Annotated in this window: 15 protein-coding genes and 1 pseudogene; 15 read left to right on the top strand and 1 reads right to left on the bottom strand. The window is 74.4% G+C overall.

Translation table 11 applies throughout. The annotated features are described in order from the left end of the window. Positions 1 to 146 precede the first annotated feature (146 nt). From B1205_RS24630 to B1205_RS30420, 7 genes are all read left to right on the top strand, one after another. Positions 147 to 3002: a helix-turn-helix transcriptional regulator gene (locus B1205_RS24630; RefSeq protein ID WP_089157784.1), complete on the top strand. Its 2856-nt coding sequence runs from the start codon at positions 147 to 149 to the stop codon at positions 3000 to 3002. 151 nt (positions 3003 to 3153) lie between these two features. Beyond that, a complete protein-coding gene (locus tag B1205_RS24625; RefSeq protein ID WP_140158138.1) occupies positions 3154 to 4149 on the top strand; it encodes a hypothetical protein in 996 nt (331 codons plus the stop codon). Positions 4150 to 4284: 135 nt separating this feature from the next. Continuing rightward, positions 4285 to 6561, top strand: coding sequence for a TOMM precursor leader peptide-binding protein (locus B1205_RS24620; RefSeq protein WP_089157782.1), 2277 nt, complete (start codon positions 4285 to 4287; stop codon positions 6559 to 6561). A gap of 43 nt (positions 6562 to 6604) precedes the next feature. Beyond that, the gene (locus tag B1205_RS24615; RefSeq protein ID WP_089157781.1) at positions 6605 to 8080 is read left to right on the top strand and encodes a SagB/ThcOx family dehydrogenase; all 1476 of its coding nucleotides are present in this window, start codon (positions 6605 to 6607) and stop codon (positions 8078 to 8080) included. Next, complete coding sequence (locus B1205_RS24610; RefSeq protein WP_089157780.1) at positions 8077 to 8886, top strand: HlyD family efflux transporter periplasmic adaptor subunit; 810 nt, start codon at positions 8077 to 8079, stop codon at positions 8884 to 8886. The genes B1205_RS24615 and B1205_RS24610 overlap by 4 nt, the downstream gene beginning before the upstream one ends. Continuing rightward, positions 8883 to 11042, top strand: coding sequence for an NHLP family bacteriocin export ABC transporter peptidase/permease/ATPase subunit (locus B1205_RS24605; protein ID WP_089157779.1), 2160 nt, complete (start codon positions 8883 to 8885; stop codon positions 11040 to 11042). Before B1205_RS24610 ends, B1205_RS24605 begins: the two co-directional genes overlap by 4 nt. 24 nt (positions 11043 to 11066) lie before the next feature. After that, on the top strand, positions 11067 to 14099 hold the full coding sequence (locus B1205_RS30420; protein WP_217809874.1) for an ATP-binding cassette domain-containing protein: 3033 nt from the start codon (positions 11067 to 11069) through the stop codon (positions 14097 to 14099). 7 nt (positions 14100 to 14106) lie between these two features. Here the strand turns inward: B1205_RS30420 and B1205_RS24595 are convergent, their stop codons facing one another. Continuing rightward, a complete protein-coding gene (locus tag B1205_RS24595) occupies positions 14107 to 14853 on the bottom strand; it encodes a MerR family transcriptional regulator (RefSeq protein ID WP_140158137.1) in 747 nt (248 codons plus the stop codon). A 356-nt stretch (positions 14854 to 15209) separates the two neighbouring features. Between B1205_RS24595 and B1205_RS24590 the strand changes: the two genes are divergently transcribed. The 8 genes and pseudogenes from B1205_RS24590 to B1205_RS33165 form a co-directional block, all read left to right on the top strand. Then, positions 15210 to 15572: a hypothetical protein gene (locus tag B1205_RS24590; protein WP_140158136.1), complete on the top strand. Its 363-nt coding sequence runs from the start codon at positions 15210 to 15212 to the stop codon at positions 15570 to 15572. Positions 15573 to 15756: 184 nt separating this feature from the next. Beyond that, a complete protein-coding gene (locus tag B1205_RS24585) occupies positions 15757 to 16095 on the top strand; it encodes a hypothetical protein (RefSeq protein WP_140158135.1) in 339 nt (112 codons plus the stop codon). Positions 16096 to 16123: 28 nt separating this feature from the next. Further along, positions 16124 to 17290, top strand: coding sequence for a YcaO-like family protein (locus tag B1205_RS24580; RefSeq protein ID WP_089157775.1), 1167 nt, complete (start codon positions 16124 to 16126; stop codon positions 17288 to 17290). Then, the gene (locus B1205_RS24575; protein ID WP_089157774.1) at positions 17283 to 18680 is read left to right on the top strand and encodes a TfuA-like protein; all 1398 of its coding nucleotides are present in this window, start codon (positions 17283 to 17285) and stop codon (positions 18678 to 18680) included. Before B1205_RS24580 ends, B1205_RS24575 begins: the two co-directional genes overlap by 8 nt. A 10-nt stretch (positions 18681 to 18690) precedes the next feature. Then, the gene (locus B1205_RS24570; protein WP_089157773.1) at positions 18691 to 20817 is read left to right on the top strand and encodes a B12-binding domain-containing radical SAM protein; all 2127 of its coding nucleotides are present in this window, start codon (positions 18691 to 18693) and stop codon (positions 20815 to 20817) included. Between the two features lie 98 nt (positions 20818 to 20915). After that, positions 20916 to 22181 (top strand): annotated as a pseudogene (lanKC, locus tag B1205_RS32300) (class III lanthionine synthetase LanKC); the annotation flags it as partial. A 151-nt stretch (positions 22182 to 22332) separates the two neighbouring features. After that, complete coding sequence (locus B1205_RS33600; protein WP_441338553.1) at positions 22333 to 23499, top strand: hypothetical protein; 1167 nt, start codon at positions 22333 to 22335, stop codon at positions 23497 to 23499. 69 nt (positions 23500 to 23568) lie between these two features. Continuing rightward, a partial coding sequence (locus B1205_RS33165; RefSeq protein WP_140158139.1) for a SapB/AmfS family lanthipeptide occupies positions 23569 to 23624 on the top strand: 56 nt, incomplete at its 3' end.

The following is a 23624-nucleotide window of genomic DNA, read 5'->3' as shown; positions in this document are numbered from 1 at the left end:
TTATCGGGCTTCGGGGACATCGTGCCGAGAAACGGATCGCACCCATCCTCACCTGCGGATATAGATCGAATTTCCGGCAATCGACGGCGCTCCGGTATAGTGCGGCAATCCCCTTTGGAGTTTGCCGGAAAGCGTTTCGCTGCGTGATGACGACTGGGCTGGAAAATGCGCCGACGGGCCCGGGCTTCGTCGGGCGGCAACCACAGTTGGCGCAGTTCGGGCGGACCCAGGCCGCCGCGCTGACTCGCGGGCGGCAGGTGGTCTGCGAGGTGGTCGGGGAGCCGGGCATCGGCAAGACCCGGTTCGTCCGCGAGGCGCTGGAGCGGTACGCCCCCGACGTCGCGTCGGCGGTCGGGATCTGCGCCCCGGACGAGCGGGCGGTCCCGTTCCACGTGTTCCGGCACGCCTTCGCCGCGCGACAGCCACCCCGGCACGGGCTCGGCGCGGGGCGGTCCATCGGCGCCGGGGAGAACTGGGCCGAGTCCGCCCCGACGCCACTGGCGTCGGACGCCCGGCGGTTCCGGACCTACCAGTTGGCCCGCCGGCTGATCGGTCTCGCCGCCCGGGACGGTCTCGCGCTGGTCCTCGACGACCTGCACTGGGCGGACGCCGCCTCCGCCGGCCTGGTCGCCCACCTGTTGCGGTATCCGGTGCCGGCCCCGCTGCTGCTCGTGCTCGTCTACCGGCCGAGGCAGACGGCGACTCCGATGCCGTTCGGTCCGCCGGGTGAGCACGCCGATTCGGCGTCGCTGACGCGCGACCGGATCGAGCTGCGTCCCCTGAGCCTGGCCGACGTCGCGCTCCTGCACCCCGGCGTCGATCCGGCGGAGCTGCGTGCCCGGTACGACCTGACCGGCGGCAACCCCGGTTACCTGACGGCGCTGCCGGGCGGTCCCGCCTCGACCCGGGAACCCCGGGACGCCCGGCTGTCCGACGCGGCGATGGCCGTGCTGCGCCGCGAGTGGGCGGGTCTGCCGGCCGTCGAGCTGGCCTGCCTGCGGGCCGCGGCGGTGGTCGACACGCCCGTCACGCCCGACCTGCTCGCCGAGGTCGCGCAGGTACCGACGGCGCTGGCGGTCGAGGCCGGCTGGCGGCTGGCCCGGCTCGATCTGCTCCGTCGCGTGCCCGGCACCGGACGGTTCGCCCTGCGGCATCCGGTGCTGCGGATGGCGGTCGCCCAGGACACCGACCCGGCGTGGCGGGCCGACGCGTGCGCGCGGGCGCTCACCGCGCTGGTCGAGCTGGGTGCGCCGCCCGCGGACCGGGCCCGTTACGCCGAGCGCCTGCTCGTCCGGTCGGACGGCCGCTGGGCCGATCGCTGCGTCGACGTGCTCTACGGGGCCGCGCAGGAGGTCCGGCGCGAGACACCGGACCTGGCCATCCACTGGCTGCGGCTGGCGCTGCGGGCGCTGCGACCGGCCGCCGGGTCGACGCGGCGTCGCCGGGACGTGTCGCTGGCGCTGGCCCGGATCACCGGGGAGGCGGGCGATCTGGCCGAGAGCCGGGCCCTGCTCCAGGAGGTCGTGCCCCTGTTCCCCGCCGACGCGGAGGGACGACGGACCCGGGCGGTGGCGCTCTGGGCGCGGGTGGAACGCCTGCTCGGCAACTACGCGCAGGCGGCGGCGATCAGCCGACGCGAACTGGCCGCCCTGCCGGCGACCGCCGGCCCCACCGGCGGCTACCGACTCGCCACCGAGATCGGCGCCGCCAGCATCCTGGCCGGCCGCCCGGCCACCTGGCCGCCCGACCCGCTCACCGACGGCACCGACGGCTGCGACGGGGACCTGGACCGGGCCGGGCTGCTGGCCGTACGCGGCCTGGCCGCCGTGCACGACGGCGCGCTCGACGACGCCCGGGGCCTGCTCGACGCCGGTGCCCGGATCGTCGACGCGCGGCCGGACCGGGACGTGCGGGACCATCCCGACTGCCTGACCGCGCTCGGCCTGACCGCGCTGTACCTCGAACGGCAGGCCGACGCGGTGCGGCACCTCGACCGGGGGCTGACGCTGGTACGCGCCGCGCACCGCGACGACGGACTGTGCCAACTGCTGCTCGGCCGCAGCCAGGTGGCCTACCACAGCGGCAAGCTGACCACGGCGATCGAGTTGGCCACCGAGGCGGGCATCGTCGCCCGGCGCATCGGCAGTCGTGACCTGCTCAGCTTCGCCCTCGCGTTCGAGGCGGAGGCGACGGCGTGGCGTGGCGGCCCCCGGGACGACGACCGGGCGGTGGCGCTGGCCCGCAGCGCCGTGGACAGCGCCAGCGACCTGGCGACCTGGTGCGGGCGTACCGCGGCGACCGCCCTGGCGACCGCGGCCCTGCTGGCCGGCGACCCGGCGACCTGCGTCGAGCTGGTGCGCTCCGCCGGCGGCGACGACCGGCTGAGCCGCCTCCAGAGCACCCTGCGGCCGATGTGGCACGAGCTGCTCTGCGCCGCCGCGCTCGCCTCCGGCGAGGTGACCGACGCCGAGCGGCAGGCGCGACTGGCGGCGGCCGGGGCGGACCGGACCGGCCTGTCCGGGCAGCGGGGTTTCGCCGCGTCGGCGTACGGCGAGGTGCTGCTCGCCCGTGGTGAGGTCGAGGCGGCGCTGCCGCACCTGGAGACCGCGGCGGACCTGTTCCACACCGGCGGGATGGCGCTGCGGCGCAGCCTCGCGCTGGCCTCCCTGGCCCGGGCGGCCGAGGCCGCGGGTCAGGCCGGCCCGGCCGCGCGGGCCCGCCGCCGGGCGCTGGAGCTGGCCGGATGGTGCGGGACGGAACGGGTCGGCCTGCGCCTGGCCCGGCCGCTCGGCCCGCACGAGGTGGCCGCGCTGACCGACCGGGAGTGGCGCATCGCCCGCCTGGCCGCGACCGGGGCCACCAGCCGCCTGATCGGACGGCAGTTGAACATCAGCCCCCGGACGGTGGAGGCGCACCTGACCCGGATCTACCGCAAGGCGGGTGTGGCGTCCCGGTCGGGGCTGGTCGCCTGGGTCGCCCGGCTCGACGCCACCGATCGGTGACCGCGAACCGGGCCGGGTGACGTCTTTTCGTGTCACGCCGGCGGGCCGGGCAGCACGAGGCCGCGCCGCCACCGGCGGGGCCCGACGACCGCTCACATACTCGACTGCACCGGGCGCGATTCCCGCGCACCGGTGGCGGATGGAGGACGAGATGCTGGGCAGAGGATCCGTCGGGAGCCCGCGTGCCCTCGCCGCCGTGACGGCGCTGCTCGTGCTGGGCGGCTGTGGGGGCGAGCCGGTGGACGCGGCCACTCCGGCGCCGTCGGGGGCGGCCACCTTCGGTCGGGAGCGGGCCACGCTGGTGCTCACCGCCTTCGACCAGGCCGACTCGGCCGCCTCGGTGGCCGGCGACGTCGAGGGGCTGCGCGCGCAGGAGAGCTCGCCCTCGTTGGACCTCAGCATCGCCGCGGTCCGCCGGGCCGTGTACAACCAGCGTACGCAGCCGTCGTTCCAGCACGTCAACCCGGTCTTCGCGGTGCCGCCCGGCGACCCGACCTGTTTCCTGGCCACGGCCACCCTCCGGCTGGCCGGCTCGGAGCTGGCCCCCACCGACGTCAGCCAGTTCGTGCTCGGCGCCGACGGCCAGTGGAAGCTCAGCCACAACGTGCAGGTGACCCAACCCTCGCTGGTGGTCGCCCGGAGCATCGACGGCCGGCCGGCCACCCGGGGTGGCGCCGTCCCGGACGAGACCAGCCGCCGCGCCCTCGCCGCCGAGGTGTTCGCCCGCAGCATCGGGACGAGCACGGGCAACCGATCCCTCGTCGCCTCCAGCACACTGCTCGACGGCCAGTTCGCCGGTGGCTGGGAGGTCTACGGGCAGCAGCTCGCCGGCGTCGGGGCCACGGTGCGGCGGACGATGGACCGGGCGGAGTGGTCGGACTGCGCGGTCGCGGCGCCGACCGGCACGCTGGTCTTCCTGACCATCCACGCCACCGACACGCTCCGCTCCACCCCCGACGGACCGGGCACCGTCCAGATGGTGCCGCAGAGCCCGGACCTGATCGCCACCGGCCACCGCGCGCCCGTCAGCGGGAAGTCGATCCGGGTCAGCCGGGTGGAGACCTTCCTGCTGCTGGTGCCGGCGCAGACGGTGAACACCTCGGTGCTGGGGCTCAACGACACCGCGCTGACCGTCACCGCCGGCTGACCACGGGGGCCACCGACGGCAGAAACCGGTGGCATCACTCGGGCCCGGCGGTCCCCGACCGCGACGATGGCAGCAGCCGTGATCGCCGGCCGGACCGGCGGTGCCGCGGTCCGGCCACCAGGCTCGGGAGGAACCATGTGGCGTCCGCGCTTCCGATCGGACTACCTACCGGTACGGCTGCCCGACGGTCCACTCGTGGTGCTGGGGGAAACGCGCAGCCTGCTCATCGACGACCCGGTCGCGGCGGAGCTGGCCGATCAGCTCGACGGCGCCGCGCCGCTGGCCGACGTGGTGGCCCGGCTGGCCGTCCGGCACCCGGTCACCGCCGTCGCCGCCGCCCTCGCCCGGCTGCGCGACCACGGCCTGCTGGTGTCCGGTCCGGCGGGCACCTCGCCGGCCGAGGCCGCCGGCTGGGACGCCCGAGGTGTCCCACCCGAGGCCGGGCGACGGTGGATGACCGGTGGGCCGGTCGTGGTGGTGGACCTCGGGTCGCCCGGCGTGGCCGAGACCGCCGCAGCGCTGTGCGCGCTCGGGCTCGCCGCCACGGTGGTCGGACCGGACGCGCCGGACGCCGACCCGGGCGACGCCCAGGTGCTGGTGCTGCCGTCGTCCATGCTCGATCCCCGGCTGGCCCGGATCAACGACCGTCATCTGGCCGCCGGTCGCGCGTGGACCCTGGCCCGGCCGCACGGCAACGTCGTCCTCCTCGGCCCGCACCTGGTGCCCGGCCGGACCGGCTGCTGGGCCTGCCTGCGCCAACGCTGGCAGGAGAACGAGCAGGTCACCGCGTATCTGGGTGGGCAGGAACCGGGCGGCGGACTGCCGCAGCCCGGCCGGGCGGTGCTGCCCGGACTGGCCACCACGGCGGCCGGGCTGCTCGCCGCCGAACTCGCCGTGCTCGCCGTCCGGGGCACGTCGCCGCGCCTCACCGGCCGGATGGTCGCCCTGGACACCCGGGACCTGAGCACGGAGAGCCACCAGCTCGTACGCCAGCCGCAGTGCCCCGCTTGCGGCGACCCGGACCTGGTGGGCAAGGCCGACCCCCGGATCGACCTGCCACCGAGCGGCGCGCAGCCCAGCCGGGCCGGGGACGCCCGCACCCGGGAACCCGCCGAGACGTACGCCGCGCTCGCCCACCACGTCAGCCGCTACCTGGGCGTGGTGAGCCGGCTGACCCCGCTGGAGGCGACCGACAACGGTGTCACCCACACCTACTCCGCCGGGCACAACTTCGCCCAACCCCGCCAGCTCGCCGCGCTGCGCCGCAACCTGCGCGGGCAGAGCGGCGGCAAGGGCCGCACCGACCTCCAGGCCCGGATGAGCGCGGTCGGGGAGGCGGTGGAACGCTACTGCGGGGTGTGGCGTGGCGACCGTCCGGTGCACCGGGCGACGTACCGGCAGCTCGGTCCGGAGCGCGCGGTGCACCTGCGGGAGCTGCTGCTGTTCTCGGACCGCCAGTACGCCGACCGGGAGCGGCTCAACCGCGGCCTGGGCCACCTGCACCGCGTCCCGCGTCCGCTGCCCGACGAGGCGGAGCTGGACTGGACCACCGGCTGGTCACTGACCCGGCAGGCGCCGCGCGAGCTGCCCGCCGCCTACTGCTGGTACGGGCATCCGGAGCTGACCGGGCTGGGGGTGTGCTCGGCCGACTCGAACGGCTGCGCGGCCGGCGGCAACCTGTCCGAGGCGATCCTGCAGGGCTTCTGCGAACTCGTCGAGCGCGACAGCGTGGCCCTGTGGTGGTACCACCGTTCCCGGATGCCCGGGGTGGACCTCGCCTCGTTCGGCGACCCGTGGACCGCCGCCTGCGTCGACCATCACGCCACCGCCCTGCGCCGCGAGCTGTGGGCCCTCGACCTGACCGCCGACCTGGGCGTACCGGCGTTCGCCGCGGTGTCCCGGCGGGTCGACGGCGGCCCGGAGGACGTCCTGGTCGGCTTCGGCGCGCACCTGGACGCGCGGGTCGCGTTGACCCGCGCGCTCACCGAGGTGAACCAGTTCCTGCCCGCCGTTCCCGGCCCCACCTCCGCGCGCAACCGGTACGGCGTCGACGACCCGGACACCGCGCGCTGGTTCGGCACGGTGCGGGTGGCCGACCAACCCTGGCTGTCCCCGGACCCCACCCGGCCGCCCCGCACCGCCGCGGACCACCCGACGCTGACCACCGGCGACGTCGGTGACGACGTGCGTCGGTGCGTACGCCGGGCGGAGCGGGCCGGCCTGGAGGTGATCGTCGTCGACCAGTCCCGCCCGGACGTGGACCTGGCGGTGGTGAAGGTCGTAGTCCCGGGGCTGCGGCACTTCTGGCGGCGGCTCGGGCCGGGCCGGCTGTGGGACGCGCCGGCCCGCCTCGGCCGCGACCCGCTGGCCGTCGACGAGACGGCGGCCAACCCGCTGAACGTGTTCTTCTAGCCGCCGCCCCCGGCCAGCCGGGGAACGTGGGAGGGATGGGGAGATGACCACCGTGGTGAGCGGCTCCGGCGGCGGCCCGCCGGTCCAGGAGTCGTACCGGCTACGCCGCGACGCCGAGCTGCGGCCCGGTGAGGACGGCTCGCTGACGCTGCGGCAGACCCGCTTCCGGCTCACCCTGGGGCAGCCCGGGATGGGCCGGCGGGCGCTGCTGCTGCGGCTCGCCGCCGACTGGGTCAGCGACGTCGAGGTGAGCCGGCTGATCAGCGGCCTGGAGGGGGAGAGCCGGGTGCTGCCGGCGCAACTGCTGTTGCGCCGGTTGCTCGCCCACTCCTGGTTGGAGCGCCGCGTCCAGGCCGACGACCGGCCGCTGCTCGACCTGGTGCCCACCGGCCTGGGTCGGGGCAGCCTGCCGGAGAGCCGCCCGCACACCCCCGGCGTCCGCTACCGGCTGTCCCGCTTCGCCACCCTCCAGCCCGAACGGGGCATGCTGGTGGCCGCGTCGTCGTTGAGCACGCTCACGGTCGGCTGCGTCGACCCGGCCCTCGGCGCGGTGCTGGCCGCCGCCGTGCCGGGCGTCGGTGCGGACGCGGTGGCCCGTACGCTCGGCGTCGCGGCGGCGACCGCCGGCCGGGTGCTCGACGAGTTGGCCACCGCCCGGATCCTGGTCACCGACGCCGAGTTCGAGGCGGAGCAGGACGACGCGCCGCTGGCCTACTGGTCGCCGGAGGAGCTGCGGCTGCACCAGCGTTCCCGGGCCGGCGGGCACGCGCTGCCGGTGGGCGGCACCTACCGGATGCGGGAGCGTTTCGCCCCGCAACCGCTGCGCCGCCCGTACGACCGGGGTCGGGCGGTCGAGCTGCCGCTGCCGGACCTCGCGACGATCGCCAAGGGGGACCCGGCGTTCAGCCAGGTCGTCGCGGATCGGCGTAGCGTGCGCGACCACGACGACGCCTCCCCGCTGCCGGTGGAGCGGCTGGCGGAGTTCCTGTACCGGTCGCAGCACACCACCGTCGTCGGCGAGGTCGGCGGGCAGGAGGTGGGCCACCGGCCGTACCCGGGCGGCGGCGGCATCCACGAGCTGGAGATCTATCCGCTGGTCGCGCGCTGCGCCGGGCTCGACCCCGGGCTCTACCACTACGACGCCGTCGGGCACCGGCTGGAGCCGGTCGCCGGCTGGGAGCCGGCCGCCGACCGGCTGCTGGCGTACGCCCGGGCGGCCGGCGCCATGCCCCGCCCGCCGCAGACGGTCCTGGTGGTCACCGCCCGGGTCCAGCGGCTGATGTGGAAGTACGAAGGGATGAGCTACGCGATGATTCTCAAGGACGCGGGTGTGCTGACCCAGCAGATGTACCTGGTCGCCACCGCGATGGGGCTGGCGCCGTGCGCCCTCGGCGCCGGTGACTCCCAGGCCTTCGCCGAGTTGTCCGGGCTCGACCCGCTGGTCGAGCCGAGCGTGGCCGATTTCCTGCTCGGCTCCCGCCGCGTCGACGTGCCGGCCGCGACGGGGGACCGGCCGTGAAGTTCCGGCGGCAGGCGCTGCGCCAGTTGGAGGCGCCGGAGCAACTGGACCGGGCGGTCCGGCTGACCACGGTGCCGAACTGGCTGGCCACCGCCGCGCTGGTCATCGTGGTGGTCGCGGCGGGGGTCTGGTCGGTGCGCACGGTGGTGCCCCGGACCGTCGAGGCGGCCGGCGTGCTGATCCACTCCAACGGGATCTCCGCCCTCGACGCGCTCGACGGCGGCCAGGTCACCAAGGTGTGGGCGTCACCGCACCAGCGGGTGCCCAAGGGCACCCCGCTCTACAGCCTGCGCACCGCCGACGGGAAGGTACGGGTGGAGACCGCGCCGGGAGACGCGTACGTCGTCGCCTGGCTGGTGTCGGAGGGCGAGATCGTCACACCGGGCACGCACCTGGCCGACCTGGAACGGCTCGACGCCGCCGGCGACGCGTTGCAGGCCGTCGTCTACGCCCCCGCCGTCGCCGCGCCGCTGCTGCAACCCGGCGTTCCGGTCGAGGTGGCCGCCGCGGCGGCGCCGCGCAACGTGTTCGGCACCCTGGCCGGCCAGGTGACCACGGTCGGCGCGTTCCCGGAGACCGAGGCGTCGCTGCGCGCGTTCCTGGGCATCGGGCCGGACGTGCGGCGGCTGCTCGCCCACGGCAGCGTGGTCCGGGTCACGGTCGCGCTGCAACCCGACCCGGCGGCCCCGGGGGGCCTGCGGTGGACCAAGTCCCCGCCGCCGTTCCAGCTCAACTCCGCCAGCGAGGTCACCGCCTGGTTCACGGTGGACCGGGAACACCCGATCGACTGGTTGTTGCGGCGATGAGCGCGCCGGAGATCCCCCGGATCCGACGCCGACGGGTCCGCACACCCACCCTGATCCAGATGGAGGCGGTGGAGTGCGGCGCCGCCGCGCTCGGCATCCTGCTCGGCCACCACGGCCGGCACGTACCCCTGGAGGAGTTGCGCCGGGTGTGCGGGGTGAGCCGGGACGGCTCCACCGCGGCCACCGTGCTCAAGGGCGCCCGCCGGTACGGGATGGTGGCCAAGGGCTTCCAGATGGACCTGCCCGGCCTGGCGACGGTGGCGCTGCCGGCGGTGCTGTTCTGGCGGTTCGAGCACTTCGTGGTGCTGGAGGGGCTCGGCCGCAAGGTCTTCATCAACGATCCGGCCACCGGTCCCCGCGCGGTGAGCTGGGCGGAGTTCGACGGCGCCTTCACCGGCGTCGTGCTCACCATGGAGCCCGGCCCGGAGTTCCGCCCGGGCGGCACCCGTTACCGGCTGCTCCGGGCGCTGGCGCAGCGGTGGCGCGGCCCCGGCTCGGCGATCGCGCAGATGCTGCTGCTCGGCCTGCTGATCGCGGTGGTCGGTCTGACCATCCCGGTGATGGCCCAGATCTTCGTCGACCGGGTGCTGCTCCAGGAGGACCGGGCCGCGTTCGCCGGCCTGGTGGCCGCCGTGGCGGTGGCCACCGGGCTGACGTTCCTGGCCAGCCTGCTCCAGCAACGGCTGACCGTCCGGGCGGAGACGGCGCTCGCACTGGGCAGCGCCGCCCGCTTCTTCCGACATCTGCTGCGACTGCCGCCGACCTTCTTCGACCAGCGGCAGGCCGCCGACCTCAGCCAGCGGGTCCGCGGCAACGAGGTGGTCGCCGAGGTGCTCACCCGGCGGGCGGCCACCACCGTGATCGACACCGCGCTGGTGCTGGCGTACGGGGCCCTGCTCTGCCAGTACGACCTGCTGCTCGGGCTGTGCGCGGTGGTCCTGGCGGGGTTGAACGTCAGCGTGCTGCGCTACGTCGCCTCGACCCGGTCGATCGCCGTGGCCGGACTCCAGGCGGACCGGAGCAAGGTGGTGACCACCGTGTACACCACGGTCCAGATGATCGAGACGGTGAAGGCCGGCGGGGAGGAGGAGCGCGCCGTGGCCCGGTTCGCGGCGCGTACCGCCACCGTCGCCACCCGCCAGCAGCGGCTGGGGGTGCCCACCGCGGTGCTCTCCGTCCTGCCCGCGTTCCTGGCCTCGGGGACCACCGCGGTGCTGCTGGGACTGGGCAGCCGGCAGGTGGTGGCGGAGGCGATGAGCGTCGGCGTGCTGGTCGGCATGCAGAGCCTGGCCGCCGCGATGAACCGCCCGTTGGGCAACCTCACCGCGCTCGGCTCGCGGTTGCAGGACATGAGCGCCGACCTCAACCGGCTTCGCGACGTGGAGCGCTACCCGCTGCCGGCGGACGACGAGCGACCCGACCGGCCGTTGACGCCGATGGAGGGGCACCTGCGCATCGAGGAGGTGACCTTCGGCTACAACCCGCTGGGCCGTCCGCTGCTGGAGAACTTCAGCCTGGACCTGCCGCCGGGGGCCCGGGTGGCGCTGGTCGGGCGCTCGGGCAGCGGCAAGTCGACGGTGGGTCGGCTGGTCGCCGGGCTCTACCGGCCGTGGACCGGCCGGGTGACCGTGGACGGCCTGGAACGGTCCGGGGCCGACGCCGGCCTCTGGGCGGCCACCGTCGCCATGGTGGACCAGGACCAGCGGCTGTTCGAGGGCAGCGTCCGGGACAACGTCACCATGTGGGACCTCACGGTCGCCGACGACGACGTGGTCACCGCGCTGACCGACGCCTGCCTCTACGACGAGGTCGCGGCCCGACCGGGCGGCCTGGCCAGTCCGGTACGGGAGAACGCCCGCAACTTCTCCGGCGGGCAGCGGCAGCGGTTGGAGATCGCCCGCGCGCTCGTGCGCAATCCGCGGGTGCTGGTGCTGGACGAGGCCACCAGCGCGTTGGACGCCGAGACCGAACGCCGGATCGACCTGCACCTGCGCCGGCGCGGGGCGACCTGCCTGATCGTCGCCCACCGCCTGTCCACCGTCCGCGACTGCGACCTGATCGTCGTGCTCGACGGTGGCCGGGAGGTGGAGCGCGGCACCCACGAGCAACTGGTCGCCGCGGACGGCGCGTACGCGCGCCTGGTCCGGGACCACTGACCACGACGATCCGAGGAGACGCTGATGAGCGGCGCGGTGGAGCACCCTCCGGGCGCGGGCCTGCTCGGCTTCTGCGCCGACGGCGTACGCCAGGTGTGCCGCCTGGACGGCCCGGCGGCCGGCTGGCTGGTGACCGGCGGCGAGGCCGACCTGTTCGCGGTGCGCCGGGTCGGCGCGAACCCGTCGCGTCGCCACCATGTGGCCCGGCTGCCCGCCGGTGGGCTGGTGCCGACGTCCACCGCGATCGGCGCCTGGCAGTTGATCCTCGTGCCGCTGCCCGGCACGGAGCTGCGCGGGTTGCCCCGGCCCCACCTGTCCCTGCTGGAGCGATTCGCCCAGCGGGGCGAGGTGGCGGACGACGAGGCGTCGTCGCGGATACTCGCCGCCGCGGCGGAGCTGGTCGCGGCGATGGACCGGGTGCTGGTCGCCGTCGCCGACGCGTCGCGCCGCGGGCAGGCGCCCCGGGAGGCGGCCACGCTCAGCGGACGCGAGATCGTCTCGCTGGCGCCGGGCAGCGCGCTCACCTCCACCGGCGGCGCCTGGTGGCTGCGCAGCGCCGGCGCGCACCTGCGACGCAACGACGGCGGGCCGGCGGAGACGTCGGGGGAGCGGGAGCTGCTGCTGGTCGCCGAGCGGGACTGGGTGGTGGCCGAGTCGGCGTGCGCGGTGGAGAGCCAGGGGAGCTGGGACCTGCTGGTCACCGGTGAGCTGCGCGCGGCGGTCGACCAGCACGTCTCGCGGCTGCTGCGGATCGTGGAGACCCGCATCGAGGAGGCCGACGCGGCCCTGCTGGACGCCGTGGCGCGGCGCCGGCAGATCGACGCCGCGGTGCTCGCCGCGGCGGCCCGCCGGTCGATCGGGGTGATCGGCGCGGGCGAGACGACGCCGGTCCCCGAGGCGGAGCCCGGCTTCGACCGGTACGGGCGGGCGGCCTCGGTGCTCCGGGTGGTCACCGAGGGAATGGGCACCCCGGTCAACGAGCCGGCCGACCGCAGCCGCACGCCGCTGGACGACCGCGCGGCGGTGCACGCGGTGTCCCGGGCCTCCAGCCTGTTCCTGCGCGAGGTGCGGCTGCCCGGGCGGTGGTGGCGGCGGGACCTGGGGCCACTGGTGGCGTGGCGGGCCGTCGACGACCCGGAGCGCGCCCTCGCGGTGCCGCTGGTGTTCCGCCGTGGTCGCTACCACCACGTTGACCCGGACACCCGCGCGCGCGGCCCGGTCGACGCGAGGCTGGCCGCGACGTTCGCCGCCGAGGCGACCCAGGTGCAGGCGCCGCTGCCGCCGGTGGCCCGGATGCGGCACCTGCTGCGGGCCGGGCTGGTCGGCGCGGCGCACGACGTGCGGGGCCTGCTGGTCGCCGCCGCCTGCGCGGGGCTGCTGGGCCTCGGCGTGCCGCTGGCCACCGGCGAGGTGCTCGGTCAACTGGCCCGGCGGGGCGAGGTCGACGGCCTGTTCGGCTTCCTCGGGCTGCTGCTCGCGGCCGCGGTGGTCGCGGTGCTGGTCGGGGTGGTGCAGAACCTGCGGCTGCTGCGGTTGGACGGCCGGTTGCAGACGGGCGCGCAGATGGCGGTCTGGGACCGGTTGATGCGGCTGCCGGCCCGCTTCTTCACCGGTCGCAGCAGCGGCGAGATCGCCAACTCGATGCTGGGCATCTCGTTCGTCGGCGAGGCGGTGAGCGCGCTGCTGCCGCAGGCCGTCTCGGCGGCGGCGACCGTCGCCGTGACCCTCGGGCTGCTCCTGGTGGTCGAGCCCGTGCTCGGGCTGTGGGGGCTGGGGATCGTCGTCGTCACCATGCTCGCCTTCGCCGCGTTCGCGGTGCTGATCGTGCACCGGCAGCGGTCCGCGATGCCGGCCGAGCACCGGGCGGCGATGATGACCAACCAGTTGCTCGGCGGCATCGTCAAGATCAAGCTGGCGGCCGCCGAGGCGCGGGCGCACGCCCGCTGGTCGGAGGTGGCCGCGACGGCCCGGGCGGCGCTGCAACGGGTGCGGCAGAGCCAGTCGGGCGTGGTCGCGTTCGCCACCGTGCTTCCGGTCGCCGGCCAGCTGGTCCTGTTCGCCGTGCTGATGGGACCGCTCGCCGGCCGGGTCACGCCGGCCGACTTCTTCGTCCTCAACGTCGGCTTCGCGATGCTGCTCGGCGCGCTGCTGGTGCTGGTGTCGGCCGGGGTGGAGGTGGTCGCGGCGGTGTCGCGGCTGGGCAGCCTGCGGGAGATCCTGCGCGCCGACCCCGAGGCACGGCCGGACCGGGTCGACCCGGGCGAGCTGCGCGGCGAGATCACGTTGCGCCGGCTCACCTTCGCCTACCAGCCGGACGAGCCGCCGGTGCTCGTCGACCTCGACCTGCACGTTCGCCCGGGCGAGTTCGTCGCCGTCGTCGGGCCGAGCGGCTGCGGGAAGTCCACGCTGCTGCGGCTGCTGCTCGGCTTCGAGCGCCAGCAGCAGGGCGCGGTGCTCTACGACGGCCAGGACCTCGCCGAACTCGACGTGCACGCGGTCCGCCGCCAGTGCGGGGTGGTCCTACAGGACGGTCAGCTCTTCGCCGGCTCGGTCCGGGACAACATCTGCGGCGCCGGCAGCTTCCCGCTGGACCAGGTCTGGGAGGCGGCGCGGATGGCCGGGCTCGCCGACGACCTGGAGGCGCTGCCGATGGGCATGAGCACGATGGTGCCGTTCGGCGGCGGGACGCTCTCCGTCGGGCAGCGTCAGCGGGTGCTGATCGCCCGCGCGCTTGCTCCCCGGCCCCGGATCATCTTCTTCGACGAGGCGACCAGCGCGCTGGACAACCGGACCCAGGAGGTGGTCACCCGGAGCACCGCGACCCTGGCCGCGACCCGGGTGGTCATCGCCCACCGGCTGTCCACCGTCCGCGCGGCGGACACCATCGTGGTCCTCGACGCCGGGCGGATCGTCCAGCGGGGCAGCTACGACGAGCTGATGGCGCAGCACGACGGACTGTTCCACCGGTTGGCACGGCGGCAACTGCTGGCCGAGCCGGGGCCCGCCGACCCGGTGGCGCCGGACCGGCAGCCGGACGGTCAGCCGGCGGCGGGTTAACGCCCGGTCAGCCGTTGTCGATGACCGCGCTGTCCTCCAGGCACACGTCCGTGTCGAGGTGGTTCTCCAGCAGCTCCGCGACGTGCGCCTCCGCCTGGTTCTCCACGGCGAGCCGGAACGCCTCGGTGAGCACGTTGACCACGCCCTGGGTCAGCAGCAGGGTCTCCCGGTCGAGGTCGGCCCAGGACGACCGGGCGTCACCGCGGGCCAGCTCGGGCGCGAGGGCCAGCAACCGCGCGGTGACGGCGGCGACCAGCTCGTCGGCCACCGGTCGGAGGCTGTCCAGCACCTCGCTGAGGGTCTGCAGCGCGGGCACCGTGCCCACGCGTACCCGGTGCAGTTCCAGGGCGGCACGCAGCGGGCGCGGCCGGACGGTGCGGACGCTGCCGTCGGTGGCGCGTCCGATCACGCCGTGCCGGGTCAGCGCGTGCGCCAGCGCGGGCCGGTCGGCGGTCAGCCGGTGCAGCATCGCGGTCAGTGTGTCGGGCGCGTCGTCGCGGGCCCGCACCCCGAGCATCGCCTCGATGGAGACCAGGTTGAAGCCCTGCCGCTGGAGGGCGAGGATCGCGTCCAGCCGGCGTACGTGGGAGTCGTCGTAGAGCGCCGCCCGGCCGTGTCGCACCGGCGGAGGCAGCAGCCGTCGGGCCTGGTGGGCGCGGATGTTGCGCGGCGACATCCCGACCTTGCGGGCCAGTTCCTCCACGGTGTACCCGGCCGGGCCGCCGGGCGTCGTCGTCACCTGGTCGATGGTCACGCCTGCCTCCGGCAGCACTCGGTGACGCCACACGCCGCGCCGTCGGACCGCTGTCACGGTGAACGGTCCGACGAACGCAGCGTAAGTGCGAAAGCGCGCGGGGAACAGGCGGGGAATTACTACTTGTTTACCGTGGCGTAATTACCTAGAATCGCAAACCGTCGCCCCGTCGCTGATTCCCAATTACCCGGCTTTCGCCGCAGCGCGACCTTTTCGCGGCCACATTCGATGACATTGCCCGGATCGGCCCGACCGGTGCCCCAGGATGGGCGGAAACCGGCGGCCGGAACTTCCGCGCTGCCGGTCGCCGCCGGCGGTGCCGCCGCCGGTGGCCCGCCGTCGAAGGGAGCAGGGGTGTGACACCCGTCGATCGAGCGGTCTTCGTGGCCGCGTACAGCCGACTGGTCGCCGACGTCTGGGCCGATCCGGTCCGGGAGCGGGCGCTCGAGAGCGACCCGCGGGAGTTCCTCGCCGGCTACGGCCTCCACCTGCCCGAAGACGTGCAGGTCCGGGTGGTCCGGGACGTCGCCGACGCCGACCCGGACCTTCAGGTGCAGGTCGAGTCGTGGGAGCTGGCGGAGAGCACCGGCGCGTTCGTGCTCTTCGTGCCGTCGCTGCTGCCGGTGGCCGAAACGGAGCTGGCCGAGGACGAGTTGGACAGTGTCGTCGCCGGCCTGGACTCCAGCTGCGCCTGCTGCTGCCCGTGCTGCTGCACCTGACACCGATGTCTGCCGCCCACCGGCCGGCGCGGCACATTCTGGTGGCAGCCGCACGAAATCCTTGATTGTCGAACCCCGATATTTCTAGCGTTCTCGCCACAGCGATTAATCGACCCCCGCCGAACAGTTACGAAGAAAGGGCCGAACGATGAGCAACGACGACCAGGAATACGGTGCGAGATTCGTGACCAAGTACTCGGAGCTGGTCACCGCGGTGTGGCGCAGCGACGAGGAACTGCAACGGCTCCTCGCCGACCCGACCGGCTACGCCACGGCCGCCGGCCTGCCGGTCGCCCCCGGCGCCACGGTCGAGGTCGACCGCGCCCAGCCCGCCACGCTCTACACCAAGGAGCAGATCGTCGCCGACTGGTCCGGCACGCCCGGCCGGCATGTGCTGCACGTGCCCGAGGTGCCGCTGGTCGACCTCAACGAGCTGACCGAGGCCGAGCTGGAGACGGTCGCCGGTGGCGTGGCGCCGGTGGCGGACAACAACGTCAACATCATCGCCGTCCTCATCGTCTGAGTTCCCACCACCCGCGCCGGGAGCCTCGATGACTGACACGACCGAAACCATCGCGTTCCGATCCGGCACCTACCGGACGGCGACCGTGGAGCAGACCTGGGCCCGGGTCGGCGGCATGCTCGACCGGTTCCGGATCACCCGGGTCGCCGACATCACCCGGCTCGACGAGATCGGCCTGCCGGTGCACGTCGCCTACCGGCCGGTCGGCGCCACCATGGCGGTGAGCGTCGGCACCGGCGCCACGGCGGCACAGGCCCGGGTCGGCGCGGTGATGGAGAGCATCGAGTCCTGGCACGCCGAGAACCTCCGGCCGGGGACCGTGGCCCGGTCCCCGGCCGAGGCGCTCGACCTGCCGTACGACGTCCGCTGGCTGCATCTGGCGGAACGGTCGCCGCTGACCCCGGCCGTCGAACTCGACTGGGTGGCCGGCCACGGGCTGGTGACCGGTGCGCGGTGCCTGGTGCCCCGCGCCACCATCGAACTCGACTTCACCGTCCGACGTGGCTGGGACCGCGCCCTCTTCACCCCCAGCAGCAACGGGCTGGCCACGGGGAACACCTTCGCCGAGGCCAGCCTGCACGCGCTGCTGGAGGTCGTCGAGCGGGACTGCATCGCCCCGTACTGCACCTCGCCGCTGGCCGAGCGCACCTACGCCGACCCCGGCACGGCCACCAACCCGATGACCCGCACCGTGCACGAGGCGCTGCTGCGGGCCGGCTGCTGGGTGGAGGTCTGCGACATCACCAACGTCGTCGGCGTGCCCTGCTACGCCGCCTCGATCTGGTCGGAGGACCTGCCGGTCACCTTCGGCGGCTTCGGCTGCCACGTGGACCCGGAGATCGCGGTGGGCCGGGCCATGGCCGAGGCCGCCCAGTCGCGGCTGGTCATGGTCTCCGGCGCCCGCGACGACATCGACGCCACCTCGTACCGCGACGTCGGCGGGCCGCCGGTGCCGCCCCCCACCGTCGACCGGCCCCGGCGGCCGGTGCGCCGGGACGCGCCGCCCACCGGGGACGTGACCCAGGTGCTGCGCGAGGTGGCGTCGCGGGTGCAGCGGATCACCGGCGTGGAGCCGTTCGCCGTCGACCTGACGCACGACGACATCGGCATCGCGGTCAGCAAGGTCTTCGCCCCCGGCCTGCGCATGTTCGACGAGCGGGCCCTGAGTACCCGACCGGGGGTGCCGCGTGACTGACGTCGTCTTCATCGGCCCGAGCCTGCCGGCCGCCGAGGTCGGTCGGCTGCTGCCCGACGCGGTGGTGCTGCCACCGGTCGCGCACGGCGACCTGCTCCGCCTGGACGTCGCCGCCGGCGACCGGGTCCTCATCGTCGACGGTTTCTTCCTGCAACACCCGCCGGTACGCCACCGGGAACTCCTCGACCTGCTCGACCGCGGCGTGACCGTGGCCGGCGCCGCCAGCATGGGCGCGCTGCGCGCCGCCGAGCTGTGGCCGTTCGGGATGCGCGGCGTGGGCGAGGTGTTCCGGCTCTACCGCGACGGCGTCGTCACCGGCGACGACGAGGTGGCGGTGGTGCACGGGCCCGCCGAGGAGGGCCACCGCACGTTGAGCGAGCCGCTGGTGAACATCCGGGTCGCGCTGCGCCGCGCGGTCGCCGCCGGCGTGCTCGACGCCGCCGAGGCGGCGATGCTGCTGGAGCTCGGCCGGGCCCTGCCCTTCCGGCGCCGGTCGTACCGCGCGCTGGAGCGCACCGCGCCACCCGAGGCCGCCGACGCGGTGGACCGCTTCCTGACCTGGCACCGCCGGGACCCCGGCGACGCGAAGGGCGCGGACGCGCGGCTGCTGCTGACGATGGCGGCGCGCAACGCGCCCGAGCTGTGCCCGGCGCACGCCGGCGACCAGCCGATCGACAACCTGCACACCCGCTTCCTCGACAGTTGGCGGGCGCGGTTCGCCGGCGCGTCGGTCGGTGGGCAGTGGGTCAGCGACCGGGACGCCGCCGCGGTGCTGATGCTGCTGCACCCCGAGGTGCCGACCTGGCATCGGCGCGGGGTGCTGGCCGGGCTGGCCGGGGTCGACCCCGCCGACCCGACGGTCCAGGACCGCGCCCACGAGGTGGCCCGGCGGCGGGGACTCACCGCCGCCCCGCCCGGCGGGTGGGACTGGCTGACCGACGCCGAGCGCGGACTCGACGACCGGGAGGCCGTCCTGCGGACGCTGGTGCGGGCCTTCGGCACCACGCCGCACCGCAGCCTGGCGCTGTGGATGGTCGCGGCGCCGCTGCGTACCCCCGCACTGCTCGCCGCGGCCCGGCAGGTCGCGGCGACGGCGGCGGCGCTGAACGAGACGCTCGTTCCGCGTACGGCGGGAGACCGCCGCCCGGGTGGGCGGCTGCACTTCCGCACGGAGGTCGTCGACGCGCACTTCGCGAGGCTGTGGGGCTGCGCCGTCGACGGGCTGGAGGCGGCCGCGTGGGATCGCGGCTTCGTCGACCTGGCGGCGTTCCGGTACGCCGCGGAACCGCTGGTGGCGTACGTCAAGGCGTTCGGCGCCCCGGCACTGCCGGCGGTGGGCGGGGACACGCGCGCGAAGAGCCTGGCCGGTTCGGCGGCCCGGGCCGGTTGAGGAGGATTCGATGAGCGGCACGGTGAAGGCGGCACTGGTCTACCCTCCGCTGACCGATCCCACCTCGGGATACCACTCCCTGAACTACCTCGACTCGTACGCCCGGGCGCAGGGGCACCGGCCGGCGGAGATCATCGACGCCAACATCGAGGCGTTCCACCACTCGTACACCCCGTCGGCGTACGAGTGGCTGCGACGGGAGCTGACCCGGTCGACGACCGACGACCTCAGCGGCCCGGACGCGTTGATGGCCCGGGCGAACCAGCTCGGCCTGCCCGAGCCCGACCCGGAGCGGCTGCGCCGGTCGATCGGCGTGCTCCAGGACCCGGTGCTGTTCTACGACTACGCGCACTACCAGGACGCCGTCGAGGGCGTGATCTCCTGGATGGACGCGCTCGGCGCGGTCGGGTTCCCCGGGCAGTTCCGCGCCGGCTTCCGGCTCCACCCGCCGCCGATGGTCTCGGTCGGCTCGGTGGCCGCGCTGACCGACGAGGCGGTGCTCGGCCGGCTCAACCGGCCCTTCCAGCCGTACTACGAGGACGTGCTGATCCCCCGGCTGGCGGCCGGCGGGCATCAGGTGATCGGGATCAGCGTCACCTACCAGTGGCAGCTTCCGTTCGCGCTCTGGATCGCCCGGCTCGTCCGGCGGGCCTGCCCGGACGTCTTCCTCGTGGCGGGCGGCACGGAGATCTCCGACGTCTGGAAGTGCGCCAGCAGACCGGAGTACGTCTTCCAGGTGCTGGCCGACTTCGACGCGATCGTGGTCGGCGAGGGGGAGAGCGCGTACACGGACATCCTGGACGCGGTGGAGGCCGGGACCCTGCCGGCCGGGCACCCGAACGTTCGCCTGCACCCGAGGTACGGCCGTCAGCGTCAGCTCCCGCTGCGCTACGAGCGCCTGGCGGCGGTGCCGGTGCCGGACTTCTCCGGCCTGCCCTGGGACCTCTACCTCAGCCCGGAGCGGTTCGTCTACTACTCGCCGACCCGGGGCTGCTACTGGAACAAGTGCACGTTCTGCGACTACGGCCTGAACACCGACGGCCCGACGAGCCCGTGGCGGCAGGACACGGTCGGCACCATGATCGCGGACGTCACCGAGCTGTCGAAGTTCGCCAAGTTCATCTACTTCTCGGTGGACGTGCTCGCGCCCGCGACCATCCTGCGCTTCGCCGAGCAGGTCGTCGAGCGTGGGCTGGACTTCCGCTGGGGCGCCGAGATCCGGCTGGAGAAGTACTGGTCGGACGAGCGTTGCGAGCTGTTGCGGCGCAGCGGCTGCGTGGCCGTCTCGGTCGGCTTCGAGTCCGGCAACCAGCGCATCCTCGACCTGATCGACAAGGGCACCCGGCCGGAGCAGGTACGCCGCACCATGACGTCGATGACCAAGGCCAACATCGGCGTGCAGATGATGGGCTTCACCGGCTTCCCCACCGAGACCCGGGAGGAGGCGTTGGACAGCATCACGTTCCTGCGGGACAACCCGGACCTGTGGACCCTCGGCGGGCTCGGCGACTTCATGCTGACCCCCGGCGCCATCGTCGCCAAGGAGCCGGAGCGGTTCGGCATCACCAACGTGCGGCCGGTGGAGGGTTCGGACATCGTCCGGGTCCTGCGCTACGACGAGCCGGTGACCGAGGCGGCGCGGGACGAGGTCGCCCGCGCCAAGGCCGGGCTGAACCCCGGGCACTTCCACCGTCCGTGGCTGGGCAGCACCGACACCCCGCACACGTTCTTCTACCACGACCGTTACGGCACGGCGGTGCGCAGCGTGCTCGCCGACGACCGGGTCCGGCTGGACTCCGACGACCGGACCGAGTTCCTCGCCAACGGCTGCTTCGTCGACCACGACGACGAGCGGCTCCGGGAGGCGTACCGGCAGATCCGCTCGGACGACCAGGACGGGACCGGTGAGCTGCCGGCCGGCCGCCACCTGTTCCGGCGTACCGACGGCCAGGTGTTCGCGCTCAACCGCAGCAGCCGGCTGTTCCTGGATCTCTTCACCGTGCCGCTCACCCTGACCGAGGCGCAGCGCCGGCTCTGGCTCGTCGAGCCGGCGGTCGCCGACCGGGTCTGGCGGACCTTCATCGGGCAGCGGCTGATCCGCCGGCACCGGCCCGCCGCGACCGGCGACCCGATGTAACGACCGCGATCGTACGTTCCACGACTGGTCAAACGCTATTCGCGAGTTCAAACTCCGCTGTTGTCACGACTTCGGGATGCGAAATTCACCGCCCGGTCATGACGCATCGCACTGTGCCTCCGCCTCCGCCATCCGCAGGATTGACGTCATCCGATCAGGCGGTGGAGGCAACCGACATGGACGAACGGTACGACTCGTACTGCGCGGTCGATCCGCTCTTCTACGACTCGCTGGCCAGCACCACGGCCGAGGCGGACGGCTACCTCACCGGCCCGGTGCCGGCCGGCTGGGAGTGCGAGGCCAAGGACGACTGGATGGTCCACGGTCCGGTCGGCGGGACCCTCCCCGCGCAGGGCTGGAAGATCCACGTCTCGGCCCGGCTGGACAACGCGGAGCGCGTGCTGGCCCGGGTGGCGGGCTACTGCCGGCCCCGGGGCATCCCGTTCAAGCACCTGCGCGGCCCCCGCCTGCTGCTCATGCGCAACAGCAAGTACGCCCGGCGCGGCGCCAGCGGCAAGTTCGTCACCGTCTACCCGCGCGACGACGCCGAGCTGGAGCTGACGGCCAAGGAACTCGCCGACCTGCTCGACGGGGAGCACGGCCCGTACATCCTCAGCGACCTGCGCTACGGCGACGGCCCGGTGCACCTGCGCTACGGCGGATTCGCCGCCCGGTACTGCGTCTCCGACGACGGGCAGACCGTGCCGGCGATCGAGGCCCCGGACGGCACCCTGGTGCCCGACCGGCGGGACCCGGTGTTCCACGTCCCGGAGTGGGTCACCCTGCCCGACTTCCTCGCCCCGCACCTGGCCGCCCGCAACGGCGCGAAGACCACCGACCTGCCGTACCGCATCGAGAAGGTGATCCACTTCTCCAACGGCGGCGGCCTGTACGAGGCCCGCGACACGCGCACCGACCAGCGGGTGGTGCTCAAGGAGGCCCGCCCGCACGCCGGGCTGGACGCCACCGGCACCGACGCGGTGACCCGGCTGCGGCGCGAGGCAGAAATGCTGCGCCGGCTGGCCGACGTGCCGCACATCGTCCGGGTGCACGACGAGTTCAGCTTCGGCGGGCACGAGTTCCTCGCCCTCGCCTTCGTCGAGGGTCGCCCGCTCAACCAGCTCGTCGTCGAGCGCTACCCGCTGGTGCACGTCGACGCCGACCGGGCCGACTACACCCGTTGGGCGCTCGACGTGCACCGCCAGGTCGCCGACGCCGTCGCCGCGATCCACGCGCACGGCATCGTCTACGGCGACCTGCACATGTTCAACATCATGGTCGGCGACGACGGCGCGGTGACGCTGATCGACTTCGAGGTCGCCACCGACGCCGCCGAGGCCACCCGGCCCGCGCTGCGCAACCAGGCGTTCGCCGCGCCCCGCGACCGCACCGGCGCCGAGGTCGACCGGTACGCCCTGGCCNCTCGCGCCCGCCAAGGCGGCACACCTGGCCGACGTGATCGCCCAGAACTTCCCGGTGCCACGCGACCTGCTCGACGAGACGGTCGAGGTGATCGTGGGCGGACGCCCGGCGGACATCCGGCACGCCGTCACGGTCGACCCGGACGACTGGCCGGGCCTGCGCGACCGGCTCGCCGCGGCGATCACCGCCAGCGCCACCCCGGAACGCGACGACCGGCTCTTCCCCGGTGACATCCGCCAGTTCGCCGGCGCCGACGGCGGGCTCGGTCTCGCCCACGGCGCGGCCGGGGTGCTCTGGGCGCTGCACGAAAGCGGCGCCGGCACCGACCCGGCGCACGAGCGGTGGCTGATCGACCGGGTCCGCGAACCCGCCTCCGGCAGCCGGCTCGGCCTCTACGACGGGCTGCACGGCATCGCGTACGTGCTGGACCTGCTCGGCCACCGGGACGAGGCGCTGCGCCTGCTCGACCTCTGCCTCGACCAACCCTGGACCGAGCTGCGCGACGACCTGACCGGCGGGCTGTCCGGGATCGCGCTGAACCTGGACCACTTCGCCGCGCTCACCGGCGAACGCCGCTACGCCGACGCCGCCCGCCAAGCCGTCGACGTGGTGGTCGGCCGGCTCGGCGACGTCGACTCGGTCGCCGAGATCAGCGGCGGGAAACACCCGTACGCCGGGCTGACCCGGGGCGGGGCGGGCGTGGCGCTGATGCTGCTGCGAAGGTACGAGCGGCACGGCGACGACGCCCTGCTCGACCACGCCCGCACCGCGCTTCGGCAGGACCTGCGCCGCTGCGTCCGCCGCGACGCCGGGCACCTGGAGGTCAACGAGGGCTGGCGGACCATGCCCTACCTGGCCGAGGGGAGCGTCGGCATCGGGCTGGTGCTCGACCGGTACCTCCACCACCGGCCCGACGACGAGCTGCGCGACGAGGCCACCGCGATCCGCCGCTGCGCCGACTTCCCGTTCTACGCGCAGTCCGGCCTCTTCGCCGGCCGCGCCGGGATCGTCGCGTACCTCGCCGAGCGGGGTGAGCGGGACGCGGCCCGAGAGCAGGCCCGGCTGCTCGGCTGGCACGCCCTGCCGTACCGGGACCGGACCGCCTTCCCCGGTGACCAGTTGCTGCGGCTCTCCATGGACCTCGCCACCGGCACCGCCGGGGTGCTCGCCGCACTCGCCACGACCCGGCCGGCCGACCCGCTCCACCTGCCGTTCCTGACCCCGCTGCCCGACGCGACCCGCGTCGCGGGCGCGGACTGAACGGCCACCGACCCCCCGGTCACCCCGGGGAGACCCGATCCGACTGACGAGGAAAGGAGGTGAATCGACATGGCTCTGCTCGACCTCCAGGGGATGGAGCTGCCGGCCGCCGAGCGTACCGGCGG

Source organism: Micromonospora sp. NBS 11-29 (genome assembly GCF_002140155.1).
Classification (GTDB): Bacteria; Actinomycetota; Actinomycetes; order Mycobacteriales; family Micromonosporaceae; genus Micromonospora.
Note: the sequence above shows the minus strand (reverse complement) of the source record. Positions and strands in the feature narration are given on the sequence as shown.